Here is a 25,593-nt window from a genome sequence, read left to right as displayed (position 1 = left end):
ATGCTATTTCCCTTTACTCAGGTGCATTATCTTGATGCTGACTCGTTCTTCAAAAGCTGTATCGCTGAAAAGATGGGTGCTTTTTGCCAATCCTGTTGCTTCTTCACGCAGGATGTCAATGTAATCTTGGCGTTGATGTATACGATGGGTAGGAATCACATAAAAACTCTCGTCGTAGCGCAAATCGCCTTCACCAAATATCGGCTTCAATTGCAAAGCCAAATCATAGGGATTTCGGTAGTCTTTGACATCTACAGCCCACACTGAACCATCACCAAAACGTAATTGCAAGTCGTAACGGTCAATACCAGGCCAAAGTTGAACTTCACAAAGATATTCTGGCTGTTGTTGATGCAGCTTTTTTAAAGCCTCGAACAGATTTATCTCTGGAATTCCAGGCAAGCAGACACGCCAATGAATGCCAAACTTGAGACGACGCAGACCTTGCTTCCAATAAATACGCCGGACATAAGACAAGTTTTTCCGATGGTCGTTGCAGACGCTGGGCTTAATGCCACGTAAATGTCCATGTTTTCTAATTAAAGGGCCGCAGCGATCGCAACACCAATAAGATTCATTTTCCTTGCAGTCTTCGTACAGTTCGCCCACATCATTAATAGATATGTAACGTGTCTTAGAAAACGTGTTGCGTAGGCGCTCTAATGTAGTGTATGGATTCTCAATTAAGAATTGTCGCAGCAAAACATATTCCTGTTGAGCGCGTTCAGCATCCTTTTCATTGGCTTCTTGCAGTCTCTCCAGCAACCTCTGAAACAGGAAATTCTCCAGCGCAATTTGCTGTATTTTCACAGAAGCAAACTCAGGCAGTTGCCCTCGTTTTACTAGCTGTTCGTAGAAATACTGACTTGCTTCTTCACTTAGTGCTTTATCGTATATGAAGCCATATTCTGAGTCAAACTCTTTCGGTATCTCCAATGGATACCATGTTTGCAAGGGTTTTTCTAAAAGACTAAAAAGACCTTCTAAAGTACGTGGATAAGGAATACTTGTCATCTTCAATGCCAGAGTGTTGCAGGCACGCTGTAAAAAATCAGGGTACGGGTATTTAGGGATTTTGTATCGAGTATCTAGGCGGAAAAACTCTGCTAACCCAACAATCAAGAAATCAAATAAGATGATTTCGCTATTATCCAAGGAGTACCTCCTTTGTATAAAGCAAGCTTTGGATCTTTTGTGTCTTTAATGAAACAGTGTCAATTTAAAAGCACATAATGACTATAGCTTATGATGGATAAAAAAGAAACACTGTTTCATACGTGAGACAAAAATACCTATGGGATACCACTTAGACACAAATTTATTAGCTGCAAGGGTGAAGACAAAGCGAGGGAAGAAAGGGCTGCGAGACACAGCCAAAGAAATAGGTAATATTAGTTCCTCAACACTCTCACGGGTAGAAAATGGCAAAATGCCCGATATGGAAACATTTTTATTACTTTGCAACTGGCTGCAAGTCTCACCGGCTGAACTATTTAAGACAACAGAAGAATCCGAAGCACCCTCGGACTCAAATACATTAGAGACATTAGAAGTTCAATTGCGAGCCTCTAAAAAACTCGATCCGGCAATAGCCAATGCGCTGGCAGAATTAGTTAAAGCAGCGTATCGGGATAATGCTCAACAAAGCGACGATTAATAGCCAGATGACAAGAATATGGCACTAACAGAGACATTACCAACTGCGTTTAGGCAAAAGTGTGAAGGGATTGCCACAGAGCAACGTAGTTTATTAAATTTACGGGCATTTGACCCATTACCAGCAGATATACTAGCGGTTCAACTAGATGCCAAAATTTTGACACCTGAACAGATTCCCAGCTTAGATCCTTCCGTAATAGAGGTATTGCTCGATAGCGACCAATGGTCAGCAGGAATTATTAATCAAAGCCCACTCTGGATTGTAAACAACCCACGCCATACACCCGCGAGACGTGAGTCGAACCTGATGCATGAGTTTGGACACCTGTTATTAAGACATAAAATTGTCCGCTTTGATCCAAATACTGGGCTTCCTATGCGCCGACAAAGTGATGAAGATGAAGCGACTTATTTAGGTGGTTGTCTTCAGATTCCTCAGCGGGGTTTACTTTGGGCTGTTCAGCGTCAAATGACACAAACGGAAATCGCAGTATATTTTAATGCCAGTGAAGAAATGGTGCGATTCCGTAGCAACGTTACAGGAGTCAATGTAAAAACATAAAAAATTTGTGTTTGCTAAAACATATTTAAATCTGAGATATTTTTTTAGTTGCTTCAGCAATAATTTCAAATTTTATAACCACAGCATTTTCAAGCATTGTAAGTGAAGTCCACTTTAGGTATCACTTTTTTCTACTCAATATTACCCGCAGTTAAAATTTGTTCAACTGTCAGCACAATTTCTGGAAAAGTTGCAGACACTATTTGCTCACTTCCGGTAAATTCTTGTTCTTCGTACAATCCTTCTGACAACAATAAAATTGTAATTTTTGACTCTATTGGGTCTACAATCCAATACTCTGGAATCTCCAACGCTGCATATTCAGAACGTTTATAGCGATAATCGCGCTTCACTGAATCAAGACTCACCACTTCGACTACTAATATTGGTGGAGTCTGACAAACAGCCGACTCATCAAGGAATTCCTTTACTTGTTCAGCCGTGACGACATAAACATCAGGTAATCTTGATTTTCTCCATCCCGTTCTTACTCCCGCCTCTCTAAAGCATAGCCAAGGTAAACTTAGGCGATTTATTTCTGTGTCAAATGCTAGTTCAATGAATTTAGAAATCAGTAAATGTCTGAAAGTTGGTGGATTCATAAGTTCCAGTTTTCCATCCACCAGTTCATAACGGTTATCAGTACCATCTTCATAAGCCATATATTCTTCAAAAGAATACAGACGCTCTGTAGTTGCCTTTGTCATGGCATAATTTCTAATAACAAGATTTTTTTGAGGTAATTCTCAAAAGATCATGAAGAATTACAGATTGGCTGGTAGTAGAGCTTGGGCGCTACTACCTCTATTAATAGCCTATTCCACCGTTACCGATTTTGCTAGGTTTCTTGGCTGATCGACATCTAAACCACGACGGGCAGCGATATGATAAGCCAATAGTTGCAGAGGTACTACGCAAACAAGGGGAGAAAGCAGCTCATCTACAGTTGGTACTGGTAACAAATCGTTGAAGATTTCGGCTGCTTCGCCATCTTTAACAGGAGTCACGCCAATTAACCGCGAATCTCTGGCTTTGGCTTCTTGGGCGTTAGAAATTACTTTTTCGTAAACAGTACCAGGAACTGCGATCGCAACTACCGGTACTTTAGCATCCAAAAGTGCGATTGGGCCGTGTTTCATTTCTCCAGCGGGATAACCTTCGGCATGAATATAGCTAATTTCTTTTAATTTCAATGCCCCTTCTAAAGCGATGGGGAAGTTAATTCCTCTTCCCAAAAAGATAAAATCTTGGGTTTCGGCAAAGTCGTGGGCTAAATGTTCGATTAAACTTTCTTGAGTTTCTAAAGTTGCTTCAATTTCTTTAGGAACTTGTCGCAAGCCTTCAATAATCTCTGCTATCCTGTCTGGGGAAATTGCCCGACGATGAGCAGCTAAATCTAACGCTAAAGCGTAAAATGCCATTAATTGAGCAACAAAGGTTTTTGTTGCTGCTACGCCAATTTCAATTCCTGCCAAGGTATTAATAATATGGGGAACCATATGACCAAGGCTGCTTTCCGGACGATTGGTAATACCTAACAATCGCGCTTGATATTTAGTTTCTTTGCCTTGGCGACGTTCTTTTTCCATCGCTAAAGCTGCTAAAGTATCAGCTGTTTCACCGGATTGTGTCACACCTATTATTAATGTGTTGGGTATCAAAGGTGATGGCGCATAGCGATACTCAGAAGCATAGTGTACTTGTGTAGAAATCCCTGCTAGTTGCTCAAGCAAGTATTTTCCTACTAATGCGGCGTGCCAACTAGTACCACAAGCTACGATTTGAATTTGTTCTATGTCTGCGTAAAATTCTGGATCTAACCCAAGATTAATTGGTGACTGCCTGGGCTGGCAGGAGTTACCATCATTACTAAAGTAAGCTTCTAAACTAGCGCGTACTACTCCTGGTTGCTCGTAAATTTCTTTGAGCATGAAGTGTTTGAATCCCTGCTTTTCTACCATCGTGGGATTCAAGTTGAGTAATCGGGGTTGCTTTTTCAGCCTATCGCCAGCAAAGTTGTAAATTTCCACGCCTAGCGGAGTCAGGCGCGCAATTTCCCCATTTTCTAATGGTAGCACTGCACGAGTGTAAGAAACGATCGCAGGTGTATCGGAAGCGCAAAAGAACTCTCCTTGCCCAAATCCAATTACTAAGGGTGCTTGTTGGCGAACAACAATTAATTCATCTGGGTAGTCAGCAGAAATAACTGCGATCGCAAATGCGCCTTCAAGGTGGTTTACGGCTTGGCGAACTGCATCTAACAAAGAAGAAGGAGATGTTTTCAAAATGTCGGCAATCAGGTGAGGAATCACTTCTGTATCTGTTTCCGACCGAAACTGATGTCCTTTGTGTTTTAGTTCCTCTCGTAACTCACGGTAATTTTCAATAATGCCGTTTTGCACTACCGCTATGCGCATCGCCGTATCCATGTGAGGATGGGCGTTGTACTCTTCTGGTTTACCATGAGTTGCCCAGCGAGTGTGACCAATCCCAATTTGCGCTGAGTTTTCTATTTGTTCAAGTTTAGAACGTAAGTTATGCAGTTTGCCCTTAGCCCGCACGCATTGAACCTCACCTTCCCAGATGGTAGCGATTCCCGCAGAATCGTACCCACGATACTCCAGTTTTTCTAACCCAGCCAGTAGAATTTCTGTCGCCGCTTGAGTGCCGATATAGCCAACGATTCCGCACATTTTAGTTCACCACTCCCTATTGAGGATGATTCCAACCTGTTTAGTTGTTACCATAGAAGTGACATTTTAGCAAAGAAAAAAGGAGCATATTACTCCTTTTGATAGTGATTATTTTTAAAGAACGATACTGTAGGGTGGCAAGTATCCACCCTACCTTACTAAAGGTGCTTGCTAATTAAGAAACTTGATTGCGAGCTAAATGAGAAATTAAAATGAATTCCTCAATAACCTAATAGGCTAGACCCATACTGCGAGTTGTTTCAGCACCCAGATAAACCCGGATGCTCAAAAAGTCGGTGGGACAAGCGGTTTCACAACGTTTGCATCCTACGCAGTCTTCTGTGCGGGGTGAAGAGGCAATTTGAGCAGCTTTGCAGCCATCCCAAGGTACCATCTCCAATACATCAGTTGGGCAAGCGCGGACGCACTGAGTGCAGCCAATGCAGGTATCGTAGATTTTTACGGTATGAGACATTGAAAAAAGGCTCCTTTCGAGTGTTCTTCTCTGCGAAGGAATCATAATCAAGGCATAGTTTACCGCAGTGGCTGAGGCTCCGTAATCAAAAGGCTACATAACTTTAAACAATGTAATAAGCATCCCTAAAATTTGCCTTTGTAATCTCGTCCCTTTCGCCTGATTCCCCGATAAATCAATCACCTCATAGGAGAGAATTTTCCCACTTGCTCCCGAGGCTACATCAATTGTAAAGATTTATAAATCTTACTCAATCTATTCTAGACAGCAAAAGAGAGGCAAAAAAGTCGCCTATGCTACTTAGCAGCCTAAACTTGGATACAAAATTCAACTGAAGAACTGACTAAGTAATATTGTGATTGATTCGATGCTAATCATAGCATTTTGTCAATGCTAATTTTAAGTGTTATTAGCATTTTATAATAGATTTGAATAATGTGATCGCCTTTGTTAATTTGTAGCTTAAATAGCTGATTATATTGCACAGTTAGGTATTCTGAGAAGCAGATTTCTCTACAGATTCAGAGATTATTGATCTGTAGAATTTTATATAGGACTTGTATTTGATTTTTCCAAAGCTATGTACACCTCCATCGCTGCTCTTTCTTATTCCTTGCTTCCCGTTCCTACTTCTAAGAGTCAGTTTATGAATCAAATCGGGAATTGCTATACCGACTCAAAAATTTAGCGATCGCATCAGCAGTTTCATCCATTTTTTGCCTGTCTTTGAAATAATTAGTCTGGTAACTAGTCAGATGTATATCTTTGCCAGAATCTCTAAATAAGGTGATGCGATAGCCTGTAAAGCTGCGACTTTGCTTTTCTTGAACCTGAATATCAATAATATCTTGCAATTGATACTCTACGGTTTTAGTAATGATCAAAAACCACTGACGTTTTTTAATTAGAGAACCGCGACTTTTATCAAAAACGCAAGTAACAACATCACTACAAAAAGCAAACTACAACAGATTCAGCGTGATTACAGCCATAAAAATTTTAATTATTAAAATATCTCCTTTCTCTATCTTTAAAGATGACTCTTGAGGATTGTTGACAAAATGATTAATTTGATATGCAATCTTATCGAGTTCATGACTAGTAATGCTAGGGCGAAAAGTCTTGGTAGAAGAAAAAACTATTTCTTTTTCGTTAGTAATTAATACAAGTGTTTGGAATTGACCAGTTGAATCACTAATACTCTGTTTATAAATCCTCGCTCCCTGCAATTTTTTTATCGGGATATTTTTAGTGTTAAACAAGAAAATGTTTGTCTTGACTAACTGACAAGTTTCTGACTGCGGCTTTGGACGCTGACACATTAATGCAGTAGTGGTGAATTGGGATGCAAAGATGCTAAACAAGGGTGACCAGACCAAGCAGCATAATCCCGCTACGCTCCACATATACCAAGGTCGGAATGTCAGGGTAAGTTTGTTTGGACTTTCTTGTATAAATGCCATACACAATCGTTACTGAGATTGATGCTTTAATATAGCCTCAACAACGATCTACAATTGGCAGGTTTTGATTTACATAGCTCCAACAGACAGCGATTGTCTATCAATATGCACTTTCACAAGGCGATCGCTGCATATAAGCCCAAAAAATTTAGCAAACTATTAATTATAATCTAAATTCGGTAAGCTAAAAGAGGTTACTACGATACCATCCTTATAATGTAAATCAAATCACATAAGCTTATGGAGCCAAACTCTTTACCAACCGAGGTGATATTGACGCATCCGCGTCAGTCCCTCGGGAGAGCGCAACTTGATTGGACACCCCAACCAGGGAACTACCTCGATTTTGAAGGCAAAACCTATGCAGTTTTGGAACGCCGTCATAAATACCAACTTAAAGCAGGGCGCTACCGCTTGCATAATATAGCCCTTTACGTACAGTCTGCTCAAAGACCAGCTGAGAAAAGTTTGGTAGAGGGACGTTGGGTAATCGGCGATGCCACTTGTAGCTACAATGCTCATTCAGAAATCGTCCGTTGTGCAGTCAATCCCAGTGGTCCTTGTAAATCTTGCCGTTTTTACGAAAATTTAACAGTAAACAGTCGAGAGTGATGTAGCCTGCAACCAGGAGTGAGGAGTTAAAAACTCCATCTCCCCCTTTGTTAGCTTCCAGAAGCAAACACTTCTCCTATAGTTAAGCGGGTGCCATTCACAAAATCCCATCCCGACTGAGGACGTTTGCCAGCTAGCTGAACCTCTCGCAACAACAACATACCTTCGCCAGTTTGGACAATCGCTCCAATTCCCTTGGTAATGTTTACTACTTCTCCCGGACTACCGGATAACGTTGACAAATCAGGCAATTTATGAATAATTTTTTCTAATTCTGGTGGTAGATTGTAGCTGTAAGCAGAACCAAGGGGAACGGTAGCAGTAATTTTTAGCGCTTGGTTGCGAAAGCTGGCAGTGCAGTTAGGGTAAAAGCTTCTAATTTGGTTGTGTAATTGCATAGCACTCTTGGACCAATCTAACCCGTAATCATGCTTTTGAATTAACGGTGCATAAGTCGCTTTTGAATTATCCTGAGGAATTGCTGTGATTTCCTGTCGTTCCAGTTTAAATAAGGTTTCCAGCAATAAGTTGGCACCGAGTGTAGCTAGCTTTTCGGCTAAAGTTTGAGCATTATCTAGTAATTCAATAGGTGTAGTTGCTTTGAGCAGCATTGCACCTGTATCCATCCCTGCATCCATCAACATCGTGGTGATCCCCGTTTCCACTTCGCCATTATACAAACACCACTGAATCGGAGCAGCACCCCGATACTTCGGTAGAATTGAGCCATGCACGTTAATACAACCCAACTTCGGCATATCTAAAATTTGTTGCGACAAAATTTGCCCATAGGCCACTACAACAAACGCATCTGCACCTGATTGTTTGAGTTTGGTTAACGTTGCAGTATGTTTTTTCAGTCGCTGGGGTTGCCATACTGGCAAGTTAGCAGCAGTAGCAAGGGTTTTTACTGGTGAAGGTGTCAGTTTATTCCCTCTTTCTCGGCGTTTATCTGGTTGAGTGACAACTGCCAAAACCTCTATATCTGGATGATTCAGCAATTTTTCTAGAGTCGGAACAGCAAACTGGGGAGTACCAAAACATACGATTTTCATGTTAGTCAATAGTCAAGGGTTAGCAGTCAACAGTCAACATTTAGACTTTTAACTATTGCAAAATAATCAGCCAATAAATAAGTTTTTTGGTGCTAAAGTGGTTTGGTATTGGTGAAAGCAAAAGTTCCTTGATAGACTTATAATTAAGTTTAAGTTAAGCAGCAAGTAAGCTAGTAATAACTGCTTGTGCTGCTAGCGTTATCAGTTCTTTGGCGATGTCTGGCGACAATGTTCTGTGCATCTACCTGCTGACTATCGTTTCGTGTGTTTCCTAGAATTGAGCTGATGGTGGATTTACATCGAAATGTCACTATGTTCTCACAATTAATGTAGAACAGATGACAATTTATGCTCTTGGGTAGATACTAGTAGTGGTTTTTGAGAATTAAATATGTTGCGCGTCAGCTTTGCCAGCTTTTCAAGTAACGCCTCAAATTTACCCTGAGTTAAATTCTGCGCTCTTGTCGCAGGTAGGTTATGAGTAGGGAAGCGGCCTGCAGGTTAGCTATCCTCAATACAACTCCTAACAGCCCAGTTATTTTAATCTTGGCTGTGGTTATTAACAGCTTGGAATGGTAGCCTTAATTCCCCTTTAGCGATACCCCTAGGTACGATTGGGCATTAAGTCTTGAGCCAGCCTATTTTGTGATTTATATTGCTCGGTTAATCTGTATTATTACTATAATAACAGATGGCTGACGAATATCAATATAGTACTGTTTTTAGGTGTTAACTATGATACTTAAGTTTTGTAAAAGTGTGATAATTTTGAACAAATTATCTCGTTAAAGCTTTGAGTTTCTTGTTATACCTATAGTTATAGCCAACCCCATTGCTGCCCAGGTCTGCTCCTCACACAGCAACCGCCCCCTTAGAGAGTCAACCCATGCTTAAACCTCTTTTGCTGTCAGGATGGTTTCGCGTACAACCATTTATTAAATATGCTGCTGTTGTTGTACTGATTGCGCCGCTAGTAGCAGCATCAGGACACTCTACCTCAGCTAGGCAATCAGAAGTAGCAAAAAGCACATCTGAGAGTGAAAAATCTGGTTCAACGTCAATAGAAATGGCTGCTGTTAGCGAACCTGATGTAGCTGATATATTACAAGCGGCACCAAGTAATACCTTGACAAAAGAATCTGAATCTCAGCCACAAGGAATGGGTACTGTTGGAGAATCTCAATCCTTACCAACAGACAAAATTGAGCCGTCGGCAGAAGTAGCAAATCCTCTCAAAGAGGATTCTGTTTCCAGCAGCAATGTACCTAATAAAGATCCATTTGCAGCGGTGGAACTCGCACCATCTGCAAAGCTGTCTTCTAGTCAATTGAATTTATTAAAAAAATTAAGAAATTCAAAAATTCAATCTTTAACAGCAGATAATTCTCAGCCAAAAGAAATAATTGTTACCCAATCATTGGCAGCAACTCAAGTTTCTCCCATTTTGAGAGAATCACAACCAAACACCAACACGGAAATACCTGTTTCTGAACAACCTGGACCAGAACAAGCAGTAGCAGCAGATCCTATTGGTAGTCCCCATCCTATTCCTTGGAAATGGATTACGGCTACTCAGGAGGCGATTGGTTCTCAGGGACGTTCTGGAGTACGTTACTACCGCAGTGTTCCTGTAGTTTCTCCAGATGGAAAGTATGTTGTTTATAGTAGGGTGCGACTAGAAGTAAAACCCGAAATGTACAATAGCCGTGTCACTAGTGTTTTGTTTGTTGAAGATATACAAACTAAGAAGTTACGAGTAATTGCTTCAACTTCTGTCCTTAGCGATCCTCTATTACAAGCAAAAGCGCAGTCTCCAGAAGTGACAGAGGGCAATGGTAAAATTGGGGTATTAGTGCCTGTCAGCTGGTCAGAAAAAGGCGATCGCTTTTTAGCACGCAAGTTTGAAGGTATATTCAACACAGCCGATTCTACAGATCGTGCAGTAATTTGGGATCGACAAAACAATCAAGCCAGCACTGTTTCTCCTGTTAGTGATGCAGATGAGCATGAAAAAATTGCAGTGTTATTAGGTTGGAGTAAGAGTCAACCCGATCACGCACTTTTCCGTGCAGGCGAACTCGGTGATGAAGACTGGCCTTTAGTGAAAGTGGCAATTGATGGTAAGACTGTAAATACAAATACAGATACAGATCAGCCAATTACTTTTGGTCAAAAACTTACAGAAGTTTGGGCAGGCCCACAAGTCGCTTCTCGATAGTTTAGTTTATATAAAAAACTATAGAATCCCGTTGTTGCTGAGTTGACAACGGGAATTTTTTTATAGTCATTTGTCATTTTTCAGAGGTGTTTATACAGATGGTTACTTTTGAACTTATTGAGATTTTTGGAATAAGTCTATTAGTCGTATGATTAAAAAATAAGTTCTGAGTTTGATATTCTCAATTAAATATAGCAATGTAGTTGAAAAATCAAGATGATTGAAAATAGTATTCCAGTATCAACTCTATTTATTGGGCTAAATGGTCTTATTGCTTTTTCTCTGTCGTATATTGCAGCAGATGAAAGGCTAAAAACAAGGGTTTGGCATGGCGAATCTAAAGCAGATGTAGCGCAACAGCCCGATCCCCTAGCTAATCCTAATCCTTGGGCTAGTAGCGTTGAGAATATGACTCAAAAACTCTTTCCCGAACCGAGGAAAGATCCTAGTCTCTTGCAAAGAAAGGTTCGTGCCCATAGCAATTTTGCTGAGTATGTACCTCATGGATTGCTGTTTGTACTTGCGCTGGAATTGATGCAGGCACAAATATGGTTGGTGTGGCTTCTTGGTGGTACACTCACGATTGCTCGGATTGCCCATGCCTGGGGTCTAATTAACACCTATGGTCCTTCTGTTGGAAGAGCAATTGGCTTTTTCTCAACTTGGTTTGTCTATTTAGTTGGCAGTCTAGCCTGTATTTATTACGGCTTGCAGTCGATAAATTAAAAGATTTTTCACTTAATTTTATGAAAAATCAAGTAGCCTTTCATTAAAAATGAAATGTTGAATAGCAAACTCATTTAATAATGCCTAAACAATAATAAAAGTAATATTCAACATAGCTTTAAAGATTATAATAAAAGCCTTTTAAATTTTGACCTCAGCGCAAAAAAATTATAGCCATTAGCACTCAGCTAATCGCTATTAGCTAGAACGATACTTAGTACTAAACTACAGAGTTGTTTCGCTGCTTTCTAATTCCTCTGTATCTTCTTTGACTCTACGGATGGGCAAGTTGGCAATCAAAGCTGTGGTTCGTTGGTTGCTTTCTAGGGAAAACTCCAAGTGATCTGTATCAACTTCTACGTAGCGACAGACAATCTCTAGGATTTCTTGTCGCATTTTTTCCAACTTCTGGGGGTCTATGTCAGCGCGATCGTGGGCAATCACCAATTGCAGGCGACGTTTAACATGAGTGCGACTGGTATCTGGAGTACGAACAAAAAGCCTTTCTAGAAGTTCAAGAATCATTGCAAATAGGTCTGCGGAGACAGGAAAATTAGTTAACCAATCTTAGTCCACAACAACTTTCTCAGACGAGTGAAGATGTTGTCATTAGGTGAGTCGAGTTCAAGAAATTCCACAGATTCCCCTTCCAATCTGCGAGCAATGTTCTCAAAGGCTGTAGCAGCTATAGAGGGAGTGTCCGATAATACTAGAGGTTCGCCACGATTGGTAGAGACAATAACACGCTCATCGTCGGGGATCACACCAATCAAGGGGATGGCGAGAAGTTCCTGAACATCTTGAACAGACATCATATCATTGGCTCGCACCATTGCGGGTCTGATCCGGTTAATTATGAGATGAATACGCTTAATGCCTTGTGCTTCTAATAACCCAACTACCCGGTCAGCATCACGGACAGCAGAAATTTCTGGCGTAGTCACAATTAGGGCTTCTTTAGCGGGTGCGATCGCATTTTTGAAACCCATTTCAATACCTGCGGGGCTATCGATGATCACGTACTGGTACTTTTGCGCCAGTGCATTCACCAATAACTTCATCTGGTCGGGAGTAACTGATTCTTTGGTGCGATTTTGGGCTGCTGGCAAAAGTACCAAATTAGTTTGCCGCTTATCTTTCACCAAAGCTTGTTCTAAACGGCACTCTCTAGCTAGAACCTCCACCGCCGTATAAACGATGCGGTTTTCTAGCCCTAGTAGCAAATCTAAATTTCTCAGACCAAAATCCGCATCAACTAAGGCTACTTGACGCCCAATTTTGGCTATAGCCATGCCCAGATTTGCTGAAACTGTGGTTTTACCCACCCCTCCTTTGCCGGAGGTAATGACAATAATGCGAGTCATGATCGAAACACGCTCAATTAGGGTTTAGGAATTATAGTAATTATTTATGGCTCCTGATTGATCCTGCCTAATTGGTTGCGGGAAAAATCAATTGCTCTAGCGATGCGAATGCCTTGCGGTGTCATATGCGCTACTTCAGGGGAAAACTGCGTTGGCGATTTTTCTGGTGCCCTAGCTACAGCATCTGCAATCCGCAATTGGGTTGGTTCCATTTGCAAAGACATGATTAGACACTCACGATTGCCACTAGCACCAGCGTGGGCGACTCCGCGTAACCGACCCCAAACCAAAATATCTCCATCTGCAACTACAATACCACCTGGATTTAAATCTCCCAAGATGATGACACTTCCTGGATGACGGATTTCTACTCCAGAACGTACCGTCATTTCTAGATATAAAGCATCTGCTAAGGGAGTGGGGGTAGTTTTAATTTCCGAACTTAGAGAAGTTTCTGGTTGTAGTTGTTCTACAGAATAGCCAGAGGAGACAGCCGCGATCGCAGTTTGACGGCGACTAGTAGCTACAGATTTTAGCTGTAGTTGAACTTCACTTAAAACTTCAGCTAATTCTTGCAGTTGTCGGCTATCTAACAAGCGGTCTTTTGCCAACAGATATACTGGTGTATTTGGTATCCGGAGGCGATCGGTTTGTAGGCGTTGGCGCATCTGTTGCCAAATTTCGTACCAGCTAAATTCTGTGGCTGGTACTTGTGCTTCTGTTGGCAAAATTAATAAAAGTCTTCCCTCCTCAGTTTTCCATTGGACTTGAATATTATTTTTTACTTTATTTTCTGGTAATGGGGAATCAAGAGCATTTAGATCGGAAAGGGCAGAAATTGAGTCTAAACTGGGTATGGCAGCATTGGAGGCTGCATCCTTAGAATTAGAATTTATTTGTAAGTCAGGGTTCTCTGGATTTGATGACGCATCAGCAGGCGCAGAATTTGTCTGAGAGTCAGGTTTTTCTGGCTTTGATACCGCATCAGCAGGCGTAGAATTTGACTTTAAATACTGAAGAACAGAATTGAGCTCTACCTCAGGGAGAATAGAGTTTGACTCTTTATCAGAAACGTTAGATCTTGAATCTGCATCAGGAAGTGCAGAATTTGACTCTAAATCGGCAGAATCAGAAGTCATGCAGCACCAGCCAAAAAACAAGGAACAATCAGAGCAATTATCAATATTGGATTATTTGCATCATGCAACAACATCCTTACACCATAAAGCGCTGAGTATATCAGACATGAATAAAATCTTCACTCAGAACGGGAAACTGTTTTTGTCAACCTGTGATAAACGATTGCCAAAGCATCAGCATCGCCAACATTACCAGGAAATAATACTACTGGCAACTTAGAAAACTGAGGATGGTCAGAAGCTGTCAAAACCATCGAACAACCAGCTAAAATTTGACCAAGTAAACGGGCTGAAGTTAAGGCCAGTCCAGTACTGAGGACATCGTTAGAGGTAATGCCGCCTTTGCTAATTAAGAATCCTATATCAGATGGTAAACCTCGCACAATATCCATTAATAAACTGGAAACCTTGATGCCAAACTCTAAGCGTGTATTAACGTCCTTAAAAGTAAGTTCTTGACGGCTTGTATAAACGACTGGTGTTTTACCAGCGTCATGTGCCGCTTTTGTACTTTCCAGGATCTCGGTTAGCAGTGTAGCAGATTGATTCGCTGGATCGTTAAGTAGTAGGGCAACATTTACTTCAATTCCTACCGTTCCCACTTCTTGCAACAGTGCTTCTAACTGTTGAGTTGTCTTTTTAACGTGGGAACCAACAATCACAGCACCTGGTTTACCACCACGTACATACTCTGCCATGTTTTCTGGAGCAATCGGTTGGGGAGGTAAGGCTGCCAAAGCCGTTAAAATACTAGCAGCACTGCGGAATAAAAAGCGTTTCCCTTGACTTGCTGCTGTTAAAACATCTACTGCAAAGGCATTAAGATCGGCTTGAGTTTCACCATCGACAACAACGCATTGATTACCACTCAGTTGTAGTAATCGTTCTAGAGTACCAGCACGAATATCATCGAGCAAAAATCTGGCAACAGATTCAGCCGGGATTTGTCCTTGGGTTTTTTCTTCTACATACTTGGGCAAATAACTGTGATGGTAGCTGAACACTGAATCACGAGCAAATTCAGTTTCATGCACTGGGGTAGGGACACCATCAATAAATAAATAATGTACGCTGTCGCGGGTGATGCGTCCGCCTTCAAAAAACGCTGGGACGAGAAAATGAGCATCAAATGGCCCGAGTTCTTGAGCGATCGCATCGGTTTCAATCGGATAATGTCCTCTTAAAGTCGAATCCGAACGACTAACAACAAGAAAATCTGTAATACCTTCAGCATTTAGAGCAATTTTTAGGTTACGACAGACTTCTTTAGTAACAGATGCAGCTGATTCTGGTGGTAAAGCGCGTGTATTTGTCAGAATAAAGAAAATTGGTGAATTATCTCGCAGACCGACTCGTAAAGTTTCCACATCCCAGTGCATCAGCAGCAAACAGCTGTGGACTGTTTGAGAACCCGTAGGATCGTCATCCAGGACAATAATTTTCGGTTTGTTGGTCATTTAAATCAACGTGGCGACTGTAATTTGCTGATTTCCGCTTGCACATCGAGGGCAATCTGCAATGATTGATTGAGGAATTGGGCGTATTCACCTGCCTGACTACTAAGTTGCAGGGCTTGGAGATTGGCTAAATTATTGACAAATAACTCTTGATTATTAGCAAGCAGTTTTTTATTATCCCGTAAAATTCGTTCGGTTTTCAAAGCTCGAACTAAATCTTCTCTGATTAGTTGTAAAGCAGCGATAACTTTATCTCGGTCATTGATACTGCTTTGAGCATTTCCAGATGTTGCTAATTGGTCGTTAATATCTATAGCGTTGATTACAGAATGATATTTATCAACTTCATCTAAAAGAATTGTTAACCCTTGAGGACAGGTGAACCGCCGCCATAGCGATCGCCCAACTATCACAGCAATTGGCACTAGAATTAGTAAAATGATTCCTAATTTAATTGAAGAACCAATTATTGGCAGAATAATAAAAGCGTAAATACCACCAACAATTATCGGTGTTAGCGCTAAGGCTACCAATCCTTCGTTGATCAAAAATCCTAATCGCTTCTCGCGGTCTGCCATAATAGAGGGTCGAAAAACGTCCTCTGGATCGAATCCAGTTAAACGCCTTAATTCTCCTTTACTAATTTCCAAACCTAATAAGTCCGGCTGCACTGCTGGATACTCCTTAAGGAAGTGCGAGTTGCGTATTTATTGTAATCGGGTTTGGTGTGGAAGCGATGGTTGTCTATGTCTGACATTCAGAAATAGTGTATTCTTACTAATTGCTCAACTCACCCAACACAACTCGAAAACCAACATTGATGTATTTATTGTCTCGTGCGTTACAGTTGCGTACCGCTGAACGACAATTCCAGGGGTTGATATTCCATGAACCACCACGTAGCAGATGAGTATGATTATCACTGATCCAAACACTTCCATCTGCTGGCGCTCCGTTATAATTTTTGTGCCAGCTATCTTGGCACCATTCCCATGTATTACCATGCATATCAAATAAACCAAAGGGGTTGGCGGGAAATATCCCGACATCAGTTGTCTGCCCACGATATTCACCCTTTGGCCCAGAACCGTATGCGTATTTCCCGTTGTAATTAGCTAAATCAGTTGTAATTGTTTCGCCAAAATAAAACGGGGTAGTCGTTCCCGCGCGACAGGCGTATTCCCATTCTGCCTCAGTTGGCAAGCGATAGGGTTTTCCCGTCTCTTGAGCAAGTCGGGCACAAAACTCCACCGCATCATCCCAAGAAACTTGTTCAACAGGTCGATTAGCCCCTTTAAAATGAGAGGTTTCGGGATTTAATTGAATATTTACCTTCTCAAGAGCAGCAATAGCTTTCCATTGACTCTGAGTAACCAGGTATTTTCCCATGAAAAAGGGTTGAATCGTGACTGTATGTTGTGGACTTTCAGAGTTATATCGTTCTGGTTCATCCCTTGAGGAACCCATCAGAAATTCTCCGCCAGGAATTGCAACCATTTCTAAAACTATGCCATTATTACCCAGGTTTTCTGTGAAAAACTTGGTTCGTCCCCGAATGCGGTTAATTTCCCAGGTTTTTGTTGCCTCCAAAATTCCAGATTTGACAGTTAGGGTGGCGAACTCAAACTCAAAAAGCTCAGTTTGAATTTCCATTGTCCTATACTGTGGTTGTTGGGGAACTACCCGTGATTCTATCGCCGCGATATCTTCATCTCGTAATCCTAAATGGCGCTGATAGTCTTGCAAATCTTTTTGAGTCGTCTCATTAAAGGGATAATGTTGCTTAACTGCATCAATTAATACCTGTTCATACTCCTGTAATTTCTGCTGATACTCGCGATAGGGTTTGAGAACTTGTTCATGAATTTCCCTAGCTTCATCCTCAGATAACCCCAACTCAATCCGCTTAGATTCTAGTATTTTCAAAGCGAAAACCGAAAAATTACCCAGACCTTGTTGTGCGCGATTTCTAGCTTCTTGACGGTATACTTGCTCGACAGACGGATTAAGAAGAATTGTTGGCGGTACTGTTAAAGCTTGCAATGCCTCAGCTGCTTGGGAATAGCGCAAACTAAAGTGACGGCGCACCATTTGAGTTAACACCTCAGCCAGGCGATCGCTTACTTGTACTTGATTGCGCCAGATGATTTCACCTGTCAATGGGTCTTCTTGCAAATTAGAGGGTAAAACGCCTGTCAAAGCTTGAATTACCGTCATCCCTAAAGCATAGACATCACTACCCAAACAAGGTCTACCATTTTTTTGCTCCGACGCCATATAGCCGGAAGTACCGATGACGACGCTGGAATAGACTTCGCCTTGAGAATTCACAGTTAAAGAACCAAGTTCTTTCACCGCGCCAAAATCAATCAGGAATATCTGACCATCCTCATGTCGTCGCATCAGATTTTGGGGCTTAATATCGCGGTGAATCACTCCTTTACTATGTATGAAAGACAAAACTTCTAGAACATCTTGCAACAACTTGGTTGCATAATCCTCACTCAGCCGCCTACCAGGAATGATTTCTTGACTCAGGTCTTGCCCTTCGATAAATTCCTGCACTATGTAAAGAATTTCGTTTTCGCTAAAATGTGCCAGTAAATGGGGAATTTGGGGATGTTTACCCAGCTTTTCCAGAATAGCGGCTTCTTTTTCAAAAAATTCCACAACCCGAGGATGGGACTGGTTAGGACGCAGTTGCTTGACTACACATAAAGGTTTGCTAGGTTGCAAATTATCCCTAGCCAGAAATGTTACAGCAAAACCACCGCCGCCTAATTGCCGAATGATTTTGTAGCGTCCAGCCAGTGTATTCAAGATGACTGTCAACTCCCACAAACCTGATGAATTTTAGTGTAATTGTCAATGATTGAATAGGGCAAGTCAACTTAAGACATTGGTGAGCTAATCGCTAAGTAACTGGTGGATTTATTACCTGCTAATTAAGCGATCGCCAAACAAAAAGAGGCAGATAAATTATCCGCCTCTCAAATTAATTGCTATGAATAAAATTATGGATAAAGACCGCGATCGCTAAGTGCTTGGGCAACTCTACCCACCCCTAGGGTATAAGCTGCTAAACGCAGAGTAATTTGCCGAGCTTTGGAATGTTCAATCACTTGACGGTAAGCGTGCACCATCAAATGTTCCATTTCCCGATTAACGCGTTCTTCATCCCAGAACAAATACGAAAGTCCTTGTACCCATTCCAAATAACTAACTACAACACCCCCAGCATTCGCCAAAATATCTGGTAGCACTATTACACCCCGCGCTTCTAGTGCTTGGTTGGCTTCTAGAGTCACTGGCCCGTTAGCTGCTTCTGCAACAATATGCGCTTGTACCTGATTCACATTCTCTTCAGTGATTTGGTTTTCCAAAGCTGCTGGAATGAGGACATCGCAAGGTAAAGTTAGTAAATCTGCATTGCTAATTGCTACTGTGCCAGGGAAACCTAAAACACTCCGATGATTTTTAGCGACGTAGGCTTTCAAAGCGGGAATATCTAAACCAGTTTCCGAATATATTCCCCCAGAACTTGTAGAGACAGCGATAATAATTGCTCCTGCTTCATATAGCAATTCTGCTGCGGACATACCCACATTTCCGAAACCTTGAATTGCTACTCGCACACCCACCAAGGATTTCCCTTCATCGGCTAAGGCTTCACGGACAATAATCATTGTCCCACGTCCAGTTGCCATTTCTCGCCCTCTGGAACCACCAACGGAAATAGGTTTACCAGTTACAACTCCTGGTACAGCATGACCAACATTCATGGAATACGTGTCCATCATCCACGCCATCTCACGGGCGGAAGTACCTACATCTGGAGCGGGTATATCTACTGATGGGCCAATATCTTTAATTAATTCGCTGGTGTAACGCCGCGTAATTCGTTCTAGTTCACTGACACTGTAATACTTTGGATCTATAGCAATACCGCCCTTTGCACCACCGTAGGGAATACCTAACAGCGCACATTTCCAAGTCATCAGCATTGCCAGGGCGGAGACTTCCCGTAGTGTCACAGCCGGATGGTAACGAGTTCCACCTTTGTAGGGGCCTAAAATATCGGAGTGTTGCACCCGATGCCCTGCCAATACACGTATTTCTCCATTATCCATTTTTACGGGAATGGAAACTGTAACAACTTTGCGTGGGTGGCTGAGTATTTCTAAAATTCCTTGATCTAGTTTTAATTCTTTAGCCGCCGCTTCTAAGTAGCTACAGGCTTGATCGAAAGGACAAATATGCGCTGGACTAGCAGGCTCCAGCGGCATTATAGGTGTTGCAATCATAAAATTTACTCCTAATCGCGGTATCTTTGCGAACCGGATACATATATGCCTAGCTTATCCTTTCTACCAAAGAAATTTAGGATTTTTGTAGTTTTTGTTACAATTTTATTTGAGTTTTGTGCATCATATAAAAAATGAACACAGATATTCTGTGTTCATTTGTAGAGTGGCGATCGCTATATTGGTTTTTAATTGCTTAGAGTCTGCTGGTTCAGTCAAATTTAGTAGCGTATTGCCTACCCTACTCTAAGAAATTAACGGATAAATACCTCAGAAGTGAAGTTACCATGTAGACCGTAGGGTATATGATGCTTGAGATGTAGCCTTGCTACTGGACCTTTATTTAAATCAGTGGCATCCAAAATCACCAAATCTGAGCGATGATGGGCAGCATCATAGACCAAAGCCAACACCCAGCCGTCATCTTCCTTTTCTGACCCTGGGCGAGGAACAAAAATCGGCTCACCCATAAAACCATGAGGTGCAGCACTCCAAAGTTGCCGCTCTCCAGAGTCTAAATCCATTTTTAGCAGTGCTTGTAAGGGAGCATTCCCCGTTTCAGCATGAGCCGCACCTATATATAAATAACGATATGGGCGTCCCACGTTATTTGGATGAATGCTAGGAAACTCACAACAACGGCTTTCAATTAAGTTCTTTTGAACTGTGCCATTCTGAAGTTGAAGAGCAAATCGCCAGAGTTGTCCAGGTGCAATGGCCTCAAAATCAACTTGGCGAAAATCACTTTCGGCTTCGACTTCTGGTAAAGATTCGTAGCAAATCGAGTCAATCACAATTTCATCTCCCACTTCAAAAGCATTAATGTGGTGAAAGACGAAACCAGATTGAGTTTCCAGAATTTTGACATCTGCTTTCCCAGCGTTGGGGTTGCGAGGAATAACTATAATTCGAGTTGGTTGATTTGGGTTGAATTTGATACATTCCCCGGCTGCACGGATTCCCAAAGCTAAAGGTATGGGATTGAAGGTGACAGGATTTTGAAAGAAGATGCAGTAATTAGGAGTAATGACAAAATCGTGGATGAAGCAGAAACCAGGCACGCTATGAGCGTGTTTTCTGATAATTTCACCTGCTGGATTTAGCTCAAAAATCGTAATTTTGGTGGATAGTCCCGGCTGAATAGAAAAATTGACCAAGCAAGGTGCGCCATTATCTTGGTTGCAACTGGGATCAAGGCGGGGGTGGGCACTAAAAGCTTCACCTGTGGACAAAACACCATTAAAATATTCTTTGCCTAAGGTTTCTAAGGTGTAAGGGTCAAGGCGATGGGGTTCAGCAGCTTCCCACAGTGCCAACAGTTTACTACCCCAGTAGATGACGTTGGTGTTGGCAATATTTTTGATTTTGAAGTCGAAGAGATTCGCTAACCAACCACCAGGTTTTTGCGTCCCAAACACACCGCGATAGAGGATTTTTCCGGCTTTTTGTTCTTCTACATAGCCTTCAGTACGGACAAAGCGATTGCGGAAATGGGCACGACCATTAACAAAGCTGATGCGGCTAATCATGCCATCGCCATCAAAGGGGTGATGAATGCGTTGACCATTGATATCCAATAAACCAGGGCCGTTTCTAAATAATGTACCTTGTAGTTCTAAGGGAATTTGTCCTTCTATATCATCAATCCAATAATCAAACTCTTGATATAGAGATTCATATCCTCCTTGCCAGTCAGTGCGACTGTATGATTTTTCTAAAATTGCGTTTTCTCGAATTTTTGAACTTTGCATATGCTTTATACCCTTTTGTTACCTCGCGCAAAGACACAAAAGTAGCCTGCCAAACTATTAATGATGGTTGTAGACCGACCTGGAGAGTAATAAATTAAATTTCACCGCGTTCCCGTGTCAGCCTCAACCGCTCAATATTTATGTGGCGAAGACTCTTCGTCTTTGAGTCTTTGGGCAAAATAATTTCTTGTTAACGACTTTGGATTTGAGTTCTCGTAGCCTCAACTTCAGATATCAACTCAGGCAGAAAAGGCTCGTTAATATTTGCTGAAGCTGGTTGCAATGATGAAATCTGAGTTTGTTCTTCAGCTGCTGGTAACCAGCTCAGAAATGGCAGCGGTAACAGTGTGCTGAGGTTAGTAATTATCACCAGTAACCAAAGCAATTCAAAATTACTTTCAGTGATTCCTAGCCAATGCATGATGACTGCACCAAATTCATAAGAAACCATTCCTGCTAAGTTAGATACCGACATTAACAAAGCAAATAATGTCGCTTCCACTCCCGGAGGGCAGATTCTGGCTGCTAGCACCAGTACTGGCATATAGGCTATTTGCCCCATCACAGTTAGAATTAAGCTATCACCCAAACTAAACCAGTGGTCATCTATACCTAAAGACCGATTGGTGTGAGTCACCAGTAATAGCATCGTCATCCCTAAAGCTGCGGAAAGCACCGTACTCCAACCAAAGATGACGCGAAAAGGTAAGGTTTTGAGGTAACGCTGGAAAATCCAAATGCCAACTAATGAAGCCAGATTCGTTACTAGGCGCACCCGTCCCAAAAATTCTGGTGCAAAGTGCAATTCGTTAGTAGTGAAGAAGAAAAAAGCTGAGTCAGCTGTTGGGGTAGCTTGCCAAATGAAAACAAATGCTGTGGGTAGCCAGATTGCTTTTTGGGTAACGGCTTGGCGGAGTTGTCCCAGTTGATGCTTGACACTTACAAAGTTGTTTTGATGCGGATCTTGAGTATCTTGATTAACAGGAGACTCGGCAATTAACCAAGCTACAGATGAAACTAACAGGGGAAAAACCGCGGTAATCCCAAATACAGTATGTGTGGAAAAATGTTCTAGGAGCCATCCGCTCAAATAAGCTGTGATCAAACCCCCAAATGCGGAAGCAGCCCAGCAAATAGATTGTAATGAACCTGCATCTGCTTGGGATTCTACTCTTGCCCGTTCGACTACTAGGGAGTCAACGATCACATCACTGACTGCAACTGAGAGTGACCCCAGTGCGATCGCACTTGTAGCTGCCCAGGTAGTATGAACTATTGTTGCAAGACTTATCCAGGAAATAGTCCCTAATATTCCCGATAAAATTAGGTATGGACGCCTGCGATAACCAAATATGGGCAAGCCATCGGAGATAAAGCCAAATACTGGCTTAATAATCCAGGGTAAGGCGACTATACCTAATAGCGCTGATACCTGCGTCGGACTCAGCAGCAGTTCATCTTTTAGAAAAAAGCTGACAGCTAGACGCGCCAACCCTAAGATGCCTTGGACAAAGTAGACGGTAAGAATTGCAATTAACTCGGCATTAGGTTCATGACCGAAGAAAATTTTTTCTTTTACTGAGTCTTTGACCTTGGACAAGCCAGAGGAGTGAATCAGCATTTGATAAATATTTTTTAAGTTTTATCTACTTTTCTATCATATCCATTTCTGCAAGGAGGAGATAGAAAGCGGAGCGATCGCTTTTTGATGATTAAAAATTACTGAATAAAACCTTTTGAGTTTTCAGAATAGATGGCAGGTATGCTTAGTAAATTTTGCAACTTCAGAATTTAAGCGATCGCGAAAAAGCTTGACTGATATACAACATTTTTATTGCACTGCTCGATTACAGAGCGCAATTGAGAATGCAGCTGCTGCTAAAAGTGCCGCTACTGTCCGAACATGATTCCAGAGCGTCCAGTTAGCAAGGTAGCTGACCCACAGATTCGCACCGTCAGTGCTGCCCGGATCGACCTTTGCCAGCGCATCGTTCAGCGATACATTAAATACAATTGTTACACCTAATGTGCCGACGAGATACAGCAGGCTGCCGACAAGCAAGTAGGTAGCATCGCGTTGATACCACTTTAACAGTGATGAGACTAAAAGAAGGACGCAAGCCACAGCCGTTCCCAAGAATGCTGCCATGAATAATGGATTGATTACCGTGATATTGATAGATTGCATAGCGGTAATGCCCTGCTTCGGCTCAAGTCGGGCAAGGGCATTCATCACGAAGGACGAGAATGCAAAGAAGACTCCAGCTATCAGTCCGCAGCCTAAGGCCGAGAAAAGCTTCAATAAGAAAAAATGGTTAATAGTTGCCATAGAGCCTCCTGTAAATGACTGCCCAAGAACTTGTGAGCGCATTGTGTCATTGCATTTTTAACCTTAATCAGCCTTTCACCGAACAAGATATTTTTCTGAGAAATCCCGAATTCAGCAATCTAACCATTATTAATGCACTCATTTCAGCAACGGCATGATTTGATCGCACCAAGCCAACCAGCCTGTTTCGTAGTGAATTCCCCGCAACAACGTCATGTATTGAAACTTTAAGGTTGTTGTCAACGCCTGCGGATTCTGGAAGTGCTGACTCTGAATTTCTTGATAAATCGCTAATCGCTGCTGATGTTGCTGACGATGCGCTTCCAGCTTTGCCAGTATCATCCGGTCAGACACCAGATGCCCAGCATAAAGTTTCACTAGCAAATCATCCTTAATTGGTGCCATCTCCTCCGACTCAGCAATCCACTGACACAACTGCTGTTTACCTAATGCTGTCACTGCATAAATTCGTTTGTCGGGTCGATTCTCTTGCTGCACAGATTCGGCTTGCAGCCACTCCTTTTCTTCCAAGCGGTTCAGTTCTCGGTAAATCTGTTGAAAGCTGGCACTCCAGAAAAAACCAACCGACCCTTCTACCGAAGGATTGAAGCGCTTGGCAAGGTCATAGCCGCTGCTGGGGGCATCGATCAAGACTGACAGAATGGCATAGGTAAGAGACATAGGTTATAAGTTGACATATTCACTTAATTGAATATAAACTAAATATTATATTCAATTAAGTGAATAATCTAATTATTGATTATGTAGCTAGATAAAGCAATATTACCCACTAGAGAACTTGAAGAGGGCAACAGTCATGAATTATTCTGTTTACCAAATCGATCTGCCGGAACACCCAGAAGCGGTTGTCTTTGTCAATGGCTTTTTAGCACGTGATCGCCTGGGGTTTTTCTGGATGTGGAAAAATCTGCTGTGGATCAATAATGCAACTACTCAAGCTCAAGGCTGTGTGCAAGCGAAAGCTGGTATTTGTGGAATCAACGAAGTAATCATGGTGAGTTACTGGCGTTCCGAACAAGATCTTAAACAGTTCTTCCGAGGTGAACCCCATCGGCGGATGATGCAGTTTGTGATGAAAAATCCCAATAGTCTCTGTTTGTATAACGAGACGTATCATCCGTTGCACAGCGGTAAGTACAGCCATGAACCCCAGGGAATGGCAAAGCTTTACGCGAATTTAGCAAGATAAAAGATTTCTCAAGCGATCGCAGCAAAGGATGAAAGGTCAACCCAAAAAGAGCAATGGGATATTTTTGATGAAAATTATTTAGACGCAGTAGAAGGAATTCGATTCACAACGAATATATTGCGATTGCGTTCTCCCACTCTTTCATAGGTAAACCTGTCAACACCTTGAATAGTCAGGTAAACACCTAGTCCACCAATCTGGCGCTGCTCTAAGGGCAAATCCATATCATCAGGAAGGGCTTGCTTTGTAGGATCGTAGTGTTCGCCTGTGTCCTCAAGGGTAATTGTTAAAGACTCATCTGCAAGTGTAGCTTGACAAACTACTATGCCCTCGCGCCCAGCTTCCTCATAACCATGTACAATGATGTTGGTTGCAATTTCGTCTACTGCCAGCCTAAGTCTGTAAGAAGTTTTTTTGTCCAAGCCTGCTGCTGCTGCTGCTGCCATGACGTATTTTGCAATCTCGCTCAAAGAGTCGAGCGTTCCAGCGACCGTTAAAGGTTCCATAAACTATCTCATTGATGCAAGTAATAATTTTTACTAAAAAATGAATGGGAATTAGTGAATTCCTGAGTCA

General features: G+C 41.9%; 25 protein-coding genes. 6 read left to right on the top strand and 19 right to left on the bottom strand.

The genetic code is table 11. From position 1 onward, the window contains the following. Window positions 1–3: 3 nt before the first annotated feature. Complete coding sequence (locus BV375_RS27075) at window positions 4–1,155, bottom strand: hypothetical protein (protein ID WP_086766232.1); 1,152 nt, start codon at window positions 1,153–1,155, stop codon at window positions 4–6. A gap of 139 nt (window positions 1,156–1,294) precedes the next feature. Here BV375_RS27075 and BV375_RS27070 point away from each other — a divergent pair, with 139 nt between their 5' ends. Together BV375_RS27070 and BV375_RS27065 are read left to right on the top strand one after the other, a co-directional pair. Continuing rightward, window positions 1,295–1,657 carry a helix-turn-helix transcriptional regulator gene (locus BV375_RS27070; protein WP_086766230.1) on the top strand — a complete coding sequence of 121 codons (363 nt, stop codon included), beginning with the start codon at window positions 1,295–1,297 and terminating at the stop codon, window positions 1,655–1,657. An 18-nt stretch (window positions 1,658–1,675) separates the two neighbouring features. Beyond that, complete coding sequence (locus tag BV375_RS27065) at window positions 1,676–2,221, top strand: ImmA/IrrE family metallo-endopeptidase (RefSeq protein WP_086766228.1); 546 nt, start codon at window positions 1,676–1,678, stop codon at window positions 2,219–2,221. 131 nt (window positions 2,222–2,352) lie between these two features. Here BV375_RS27065 and BV375_RS27060 read toward each other — a convergent pair whose 3' ends face one another. The 5 genes from BV375_RS27060 to BV375_RS27040 form a co-directional block, all read right to left on the bottom strand. Continuing rightward, window positions 2,353–2,928 (bottom strand): Uma2 family endonuclease, encoded by a 576-nt coding sequence (locus tag BV375_RS27060; RefSeq protein WP_086766225.1) that lies wholly within the window; start codon window positions 2,926–2,928, stop codon window positions 2,353–2,355. A gap of 108 nt (window positions 2,929–3,036) precedes the next feature. After that, window positions 3,037–4,914, bottom strand: a complete 1,878-nt coding sequence (glmS, locus tag BV375_RS27055; protein WP_086766223.1) for a glutamine--fructose-6-phosphate transaminase (isomerizing) — start codon at window positions 4,912–4,914, stop codon at window positions 3,037–3,039. Window positions 4,915–5,143: 229 nt separating this feature from the next. After that, entirely contained in the window at window positions 5,144–5,389 is a 246-nt protein-coding gene (psaC, locus tag BV375_RS27050; RefSeq protein ID WP_012411495.1) for a photosystem I iron-sulfur center protein PsaC, read from the bottom strand. 644 nt (window positions 5,390–6,033) lie between these two features. Continuing rightward, complete coding sequence (locus BV375_RS27045; RefSeq protein ID WP_086766221.1) at window positions 6,034–6,273, bottom strand: transmembrane domain-containing protein; 240 nt, start codon at window positions 6,271–6,273, stop codon at window positions 6,034–6,036. 78 nt (window positions 6,274–6,351) lie between these two features. Beyond that, window positions 6,352–6,852, bottom strand: a complete 501-nt coding sequence (locus BV375_RS27040; protein ID WP_086766219.1) for a hypothetical protein — start codon at window positions 6,850–6,852, stop codon at window positions 6,352–6,354. A 240-nt stretch (window positions 6,853–7,092) separates the two neighbouring features. Here BV375_RS27040 and BV375_RS27035 point away from each other — a divergent pair, with 240 nt between their 5' ends. Then, the gene (locus tag BV375_RS27035) at window positions 7,093–7,464 is read left to right on the top strand and encodes a DUF6464 family protein (RefSeq protein ID WP_086766217.1); all 372 of its coding nucleotides are present in this window, start codon (window positions 7,093–7,095) and stop codon (window positions 7,462–7,464) included. Window positions 7,465–7,514: 50 nt separating this feature from the next. Here the strand turns inward: BV375_RS27035 and fmt are convergent, their stop codons facing one another. Further along, entirely contained in the window at window positions 7,515–8,519 is a 1,005-nt protein-coding gene (fmt, locus tag BV375_RS27030; RefSeq protein WP_086766215.1) for a methionyl-tRNA formyltransferase, read from the bottom strand. A gap of 886 nt (window positions 8,520–9,405) precedes the next feature. Between fmt and BV375_RS27025 the strand changes: the two genes are divergently transcribed. Both BV375_RS27025 and BV375_RS27020 read left to right on the top strand, forming a co-directional pair. Then, window positions 9,406–10,737 carry a hypothetical protein gene (locus BV375_RS27025; RefSeq protein WP_086766211.1) on the top strand — a complete coding sequence of 444 codons (1,332 nt, stop codon included), beginning with the start codon at window positions 9,406–9,408 and terminating at the stop codon, window positions 10,735–10,737. 216 nt (window positions 10,738–10,953) lie between these two features. Continuing rightward, window positions 10,954–11,463: an MAPEG family protein gene (locus tag BV375_RS27020; protein WP_086766209.1), complete on the top strand. Its 510-nt coding sequence runs from the start codon at window positions 10,954–10,956 to the stop codon at window positions 11,461–11,463. 225 nt (window positions 11,464–11,688) lie between these two features. On the opposite strand, the gene minE is transcribed toward BV375_RS27020, so the two are convergent. The 11 genes from minE to BV375_RS26965 form a co-directional block, all read right to left on the bottom strand. After that, the gene (minE, locus tag BV375_RS27015) at window positions 11,689–11,988 is read right to left on the bottom strand and encodes a cell division topological specificity factor MinE (RefSeq protein ID WP_086688151.1); all 300 of its coding nucleotides are present in this window, start codon (window positions 11,986–11,988) and stop codon (window positions 11,689–11,691) included. A gap of 32 nt (window positions 11,989–12,020) precedes the next feature. Beyond that, window positions 12,021–12,827, bottom strand: a complete 807-nt coding sequence (minD, locus tag BV375_RS27010) for a septum site-determining protein MinD (RefSeq protein WP_086688150.1) — start codon at window positions 12,825–12,827, stop codon at window positions 12,021–12,023. Window positions 12,828–12,871: 44 nt separating this feature from the next. Further along, window positions 12,872–13,966 carry a septum site-determining protein MinC gene (minC, locus tag BV375_RS27005; protein WP_086766207.1) on the bottom strand — a complete coding sequence of 365 codons (1,095 nt, stop codon included), beginning with the start codon at window positions 13,964–13,966 and terminating at the stop codon, window positions 12,872–12,874. A 119-nt stretch (window positions 13,967–14,085) separates the two neighbouring features. Beyond that, window positions 14,086–15,423, bottom strand: coding sequence for a four-carbon acid sugar kinase family protein (locus BV375_RS27000; protein ID WP_086766205.1), 1,338 nt, complete (start codon window positions 15,421–15,423; stop codon window positions 14,086–14,088). A gap of 5 nt (window positions 15,424–15,428) precedes the next feature. Further along, window positions 15,429–16,094: a hypothetical protein gene (locus tag BV375_RS26995; RefSeq protein WP_086766203.1), complete on the bottom strand. Its 666-nt coding sequence runs from the start codon at window positions 16,092–16,094 to the stop codon at window positions 15,429–15,431. A 106-nt stretch (window positions 16,095–16,200) separates the two neighbouring features. Beyond that, the gene (locus tag BV375_RS26990; protein WP_086766322.1) at window positions 16,201–18,243 is read right to left on the bottom strand and encodes a bifunctional serine/threonine-protein kinase/formylglycine-generating enzyme family protein; all 2,043 of its coding nucleotides are present in this window, start codon (window positions 18,241–18,243) and stop codon (window positions 16,201–16,203) included. 194 nt (window positions 18,244–18,437) lie between these two features. Further along, window positions 18,438–19,727: a Glu/Leu/Phe/Val dehydrogenase gene (locus BV375_RS26985; protein ID WP_086766201.1), complete on the bottom strand. Its 1,290-nt coding sequence runs from the start codon at window positions 19,725–19,727 to the stop codon at window positions 18,438–18,440. Between the two features lie 254 nt (window positions 19,728–19,981). Beyond that, the gene (locus BV375_RS26980) at window positions 19,982–21,478 is read right to left on the bottom strand and encodes a carotenoid oxygenase family protein (protein WP_086766199.1); all 1,497 of its coding nucleotides are present in this window, start codon (window positions 21,476–21,478) and stop codon (window positions 19,982–19,984) included. 190 nt (window positions 21,479–21,668) lie between these two features. Continuing rightward, entirely contained in the window at window positions 21,669–23,099 is a 1,431-nt protein-coding gene (locus BV375_RS26975; RefSeq protein WP_086766197.1) for a folate/biopterin family MFS transporter, read from the bottom strand. 210 nt (window positions 23,100–23,309) lie between these two features. Next, on the bottom strand, window positions 23,310–23,807 hold the full coding sequence (locus tag BV375_RS26970; protein ID WP_086766320.1) for an anthrone oxygenase family protein: 498 nt from the start codon (window positions 23,805–23,807) through the stop codon (window positions 23,310–23,312). A gap of 138 nt (window positions 23,808–23,945) precedes the next feature. Then, the gene (locus tag BV375_RS26965) at window positions 23,946–24,488 is read right to left on the bottom strand and encodes a PadR family transcriptional regulator (protein WP_086766195.1); all 543 of its coding nucleotides are present in this window, start codon (window positions 24,486–24,488) and stop codon (window positions 23,946–23,948) included. A 136-nt stretch (window positions 24,489–24,624) separates the two neighbouring features. Between BV375_RS26965 and BV375_RS26960 the strand changes: the two genes are divergently transcribed. Beyond that, window positions 24,625–25,017, top strand: a complete 393-nt coding sequence (locus tag BV375_RS26960; RefSeq protein ID WP_086766194.1) for a DUF4188 domain-containing protein — start codon at window positions 24,625–24,627, stop codon at window positions 25,015–25,017. A 74-nt stretch (window positions 25,018–25,091) separates the two neighbouring features. Here the strand turns inward: BV375_RS26960 and BV375_RS26955 are convergent, their stop codons facing one another. Beyond that, complete coding sequence (locus tag BV375_RS26955; protein WP_086766192.1) at window positions 25,092–25,523, bottom strand: ATP-binding protein; 432 nt, start codon at window positions 25,521–25,523, stop codon at window positions 25,092–25,094. Between the last annotated feature and the right edge of the window lie 70 nt (window positions 25,524–25,593).

Source organism: Nostoc sp. 106C, from assembly GCF_002154725.1.
Classification (GTDB): domain Bacteria; phylum Cyanobacteriota; class Cyanobacteriia; order Cyanobacteriales; family Nostocaceae; genus Aulosira.
This window is presented reverse-complemented; position numbering and strand designations above follow the sequence as displayed.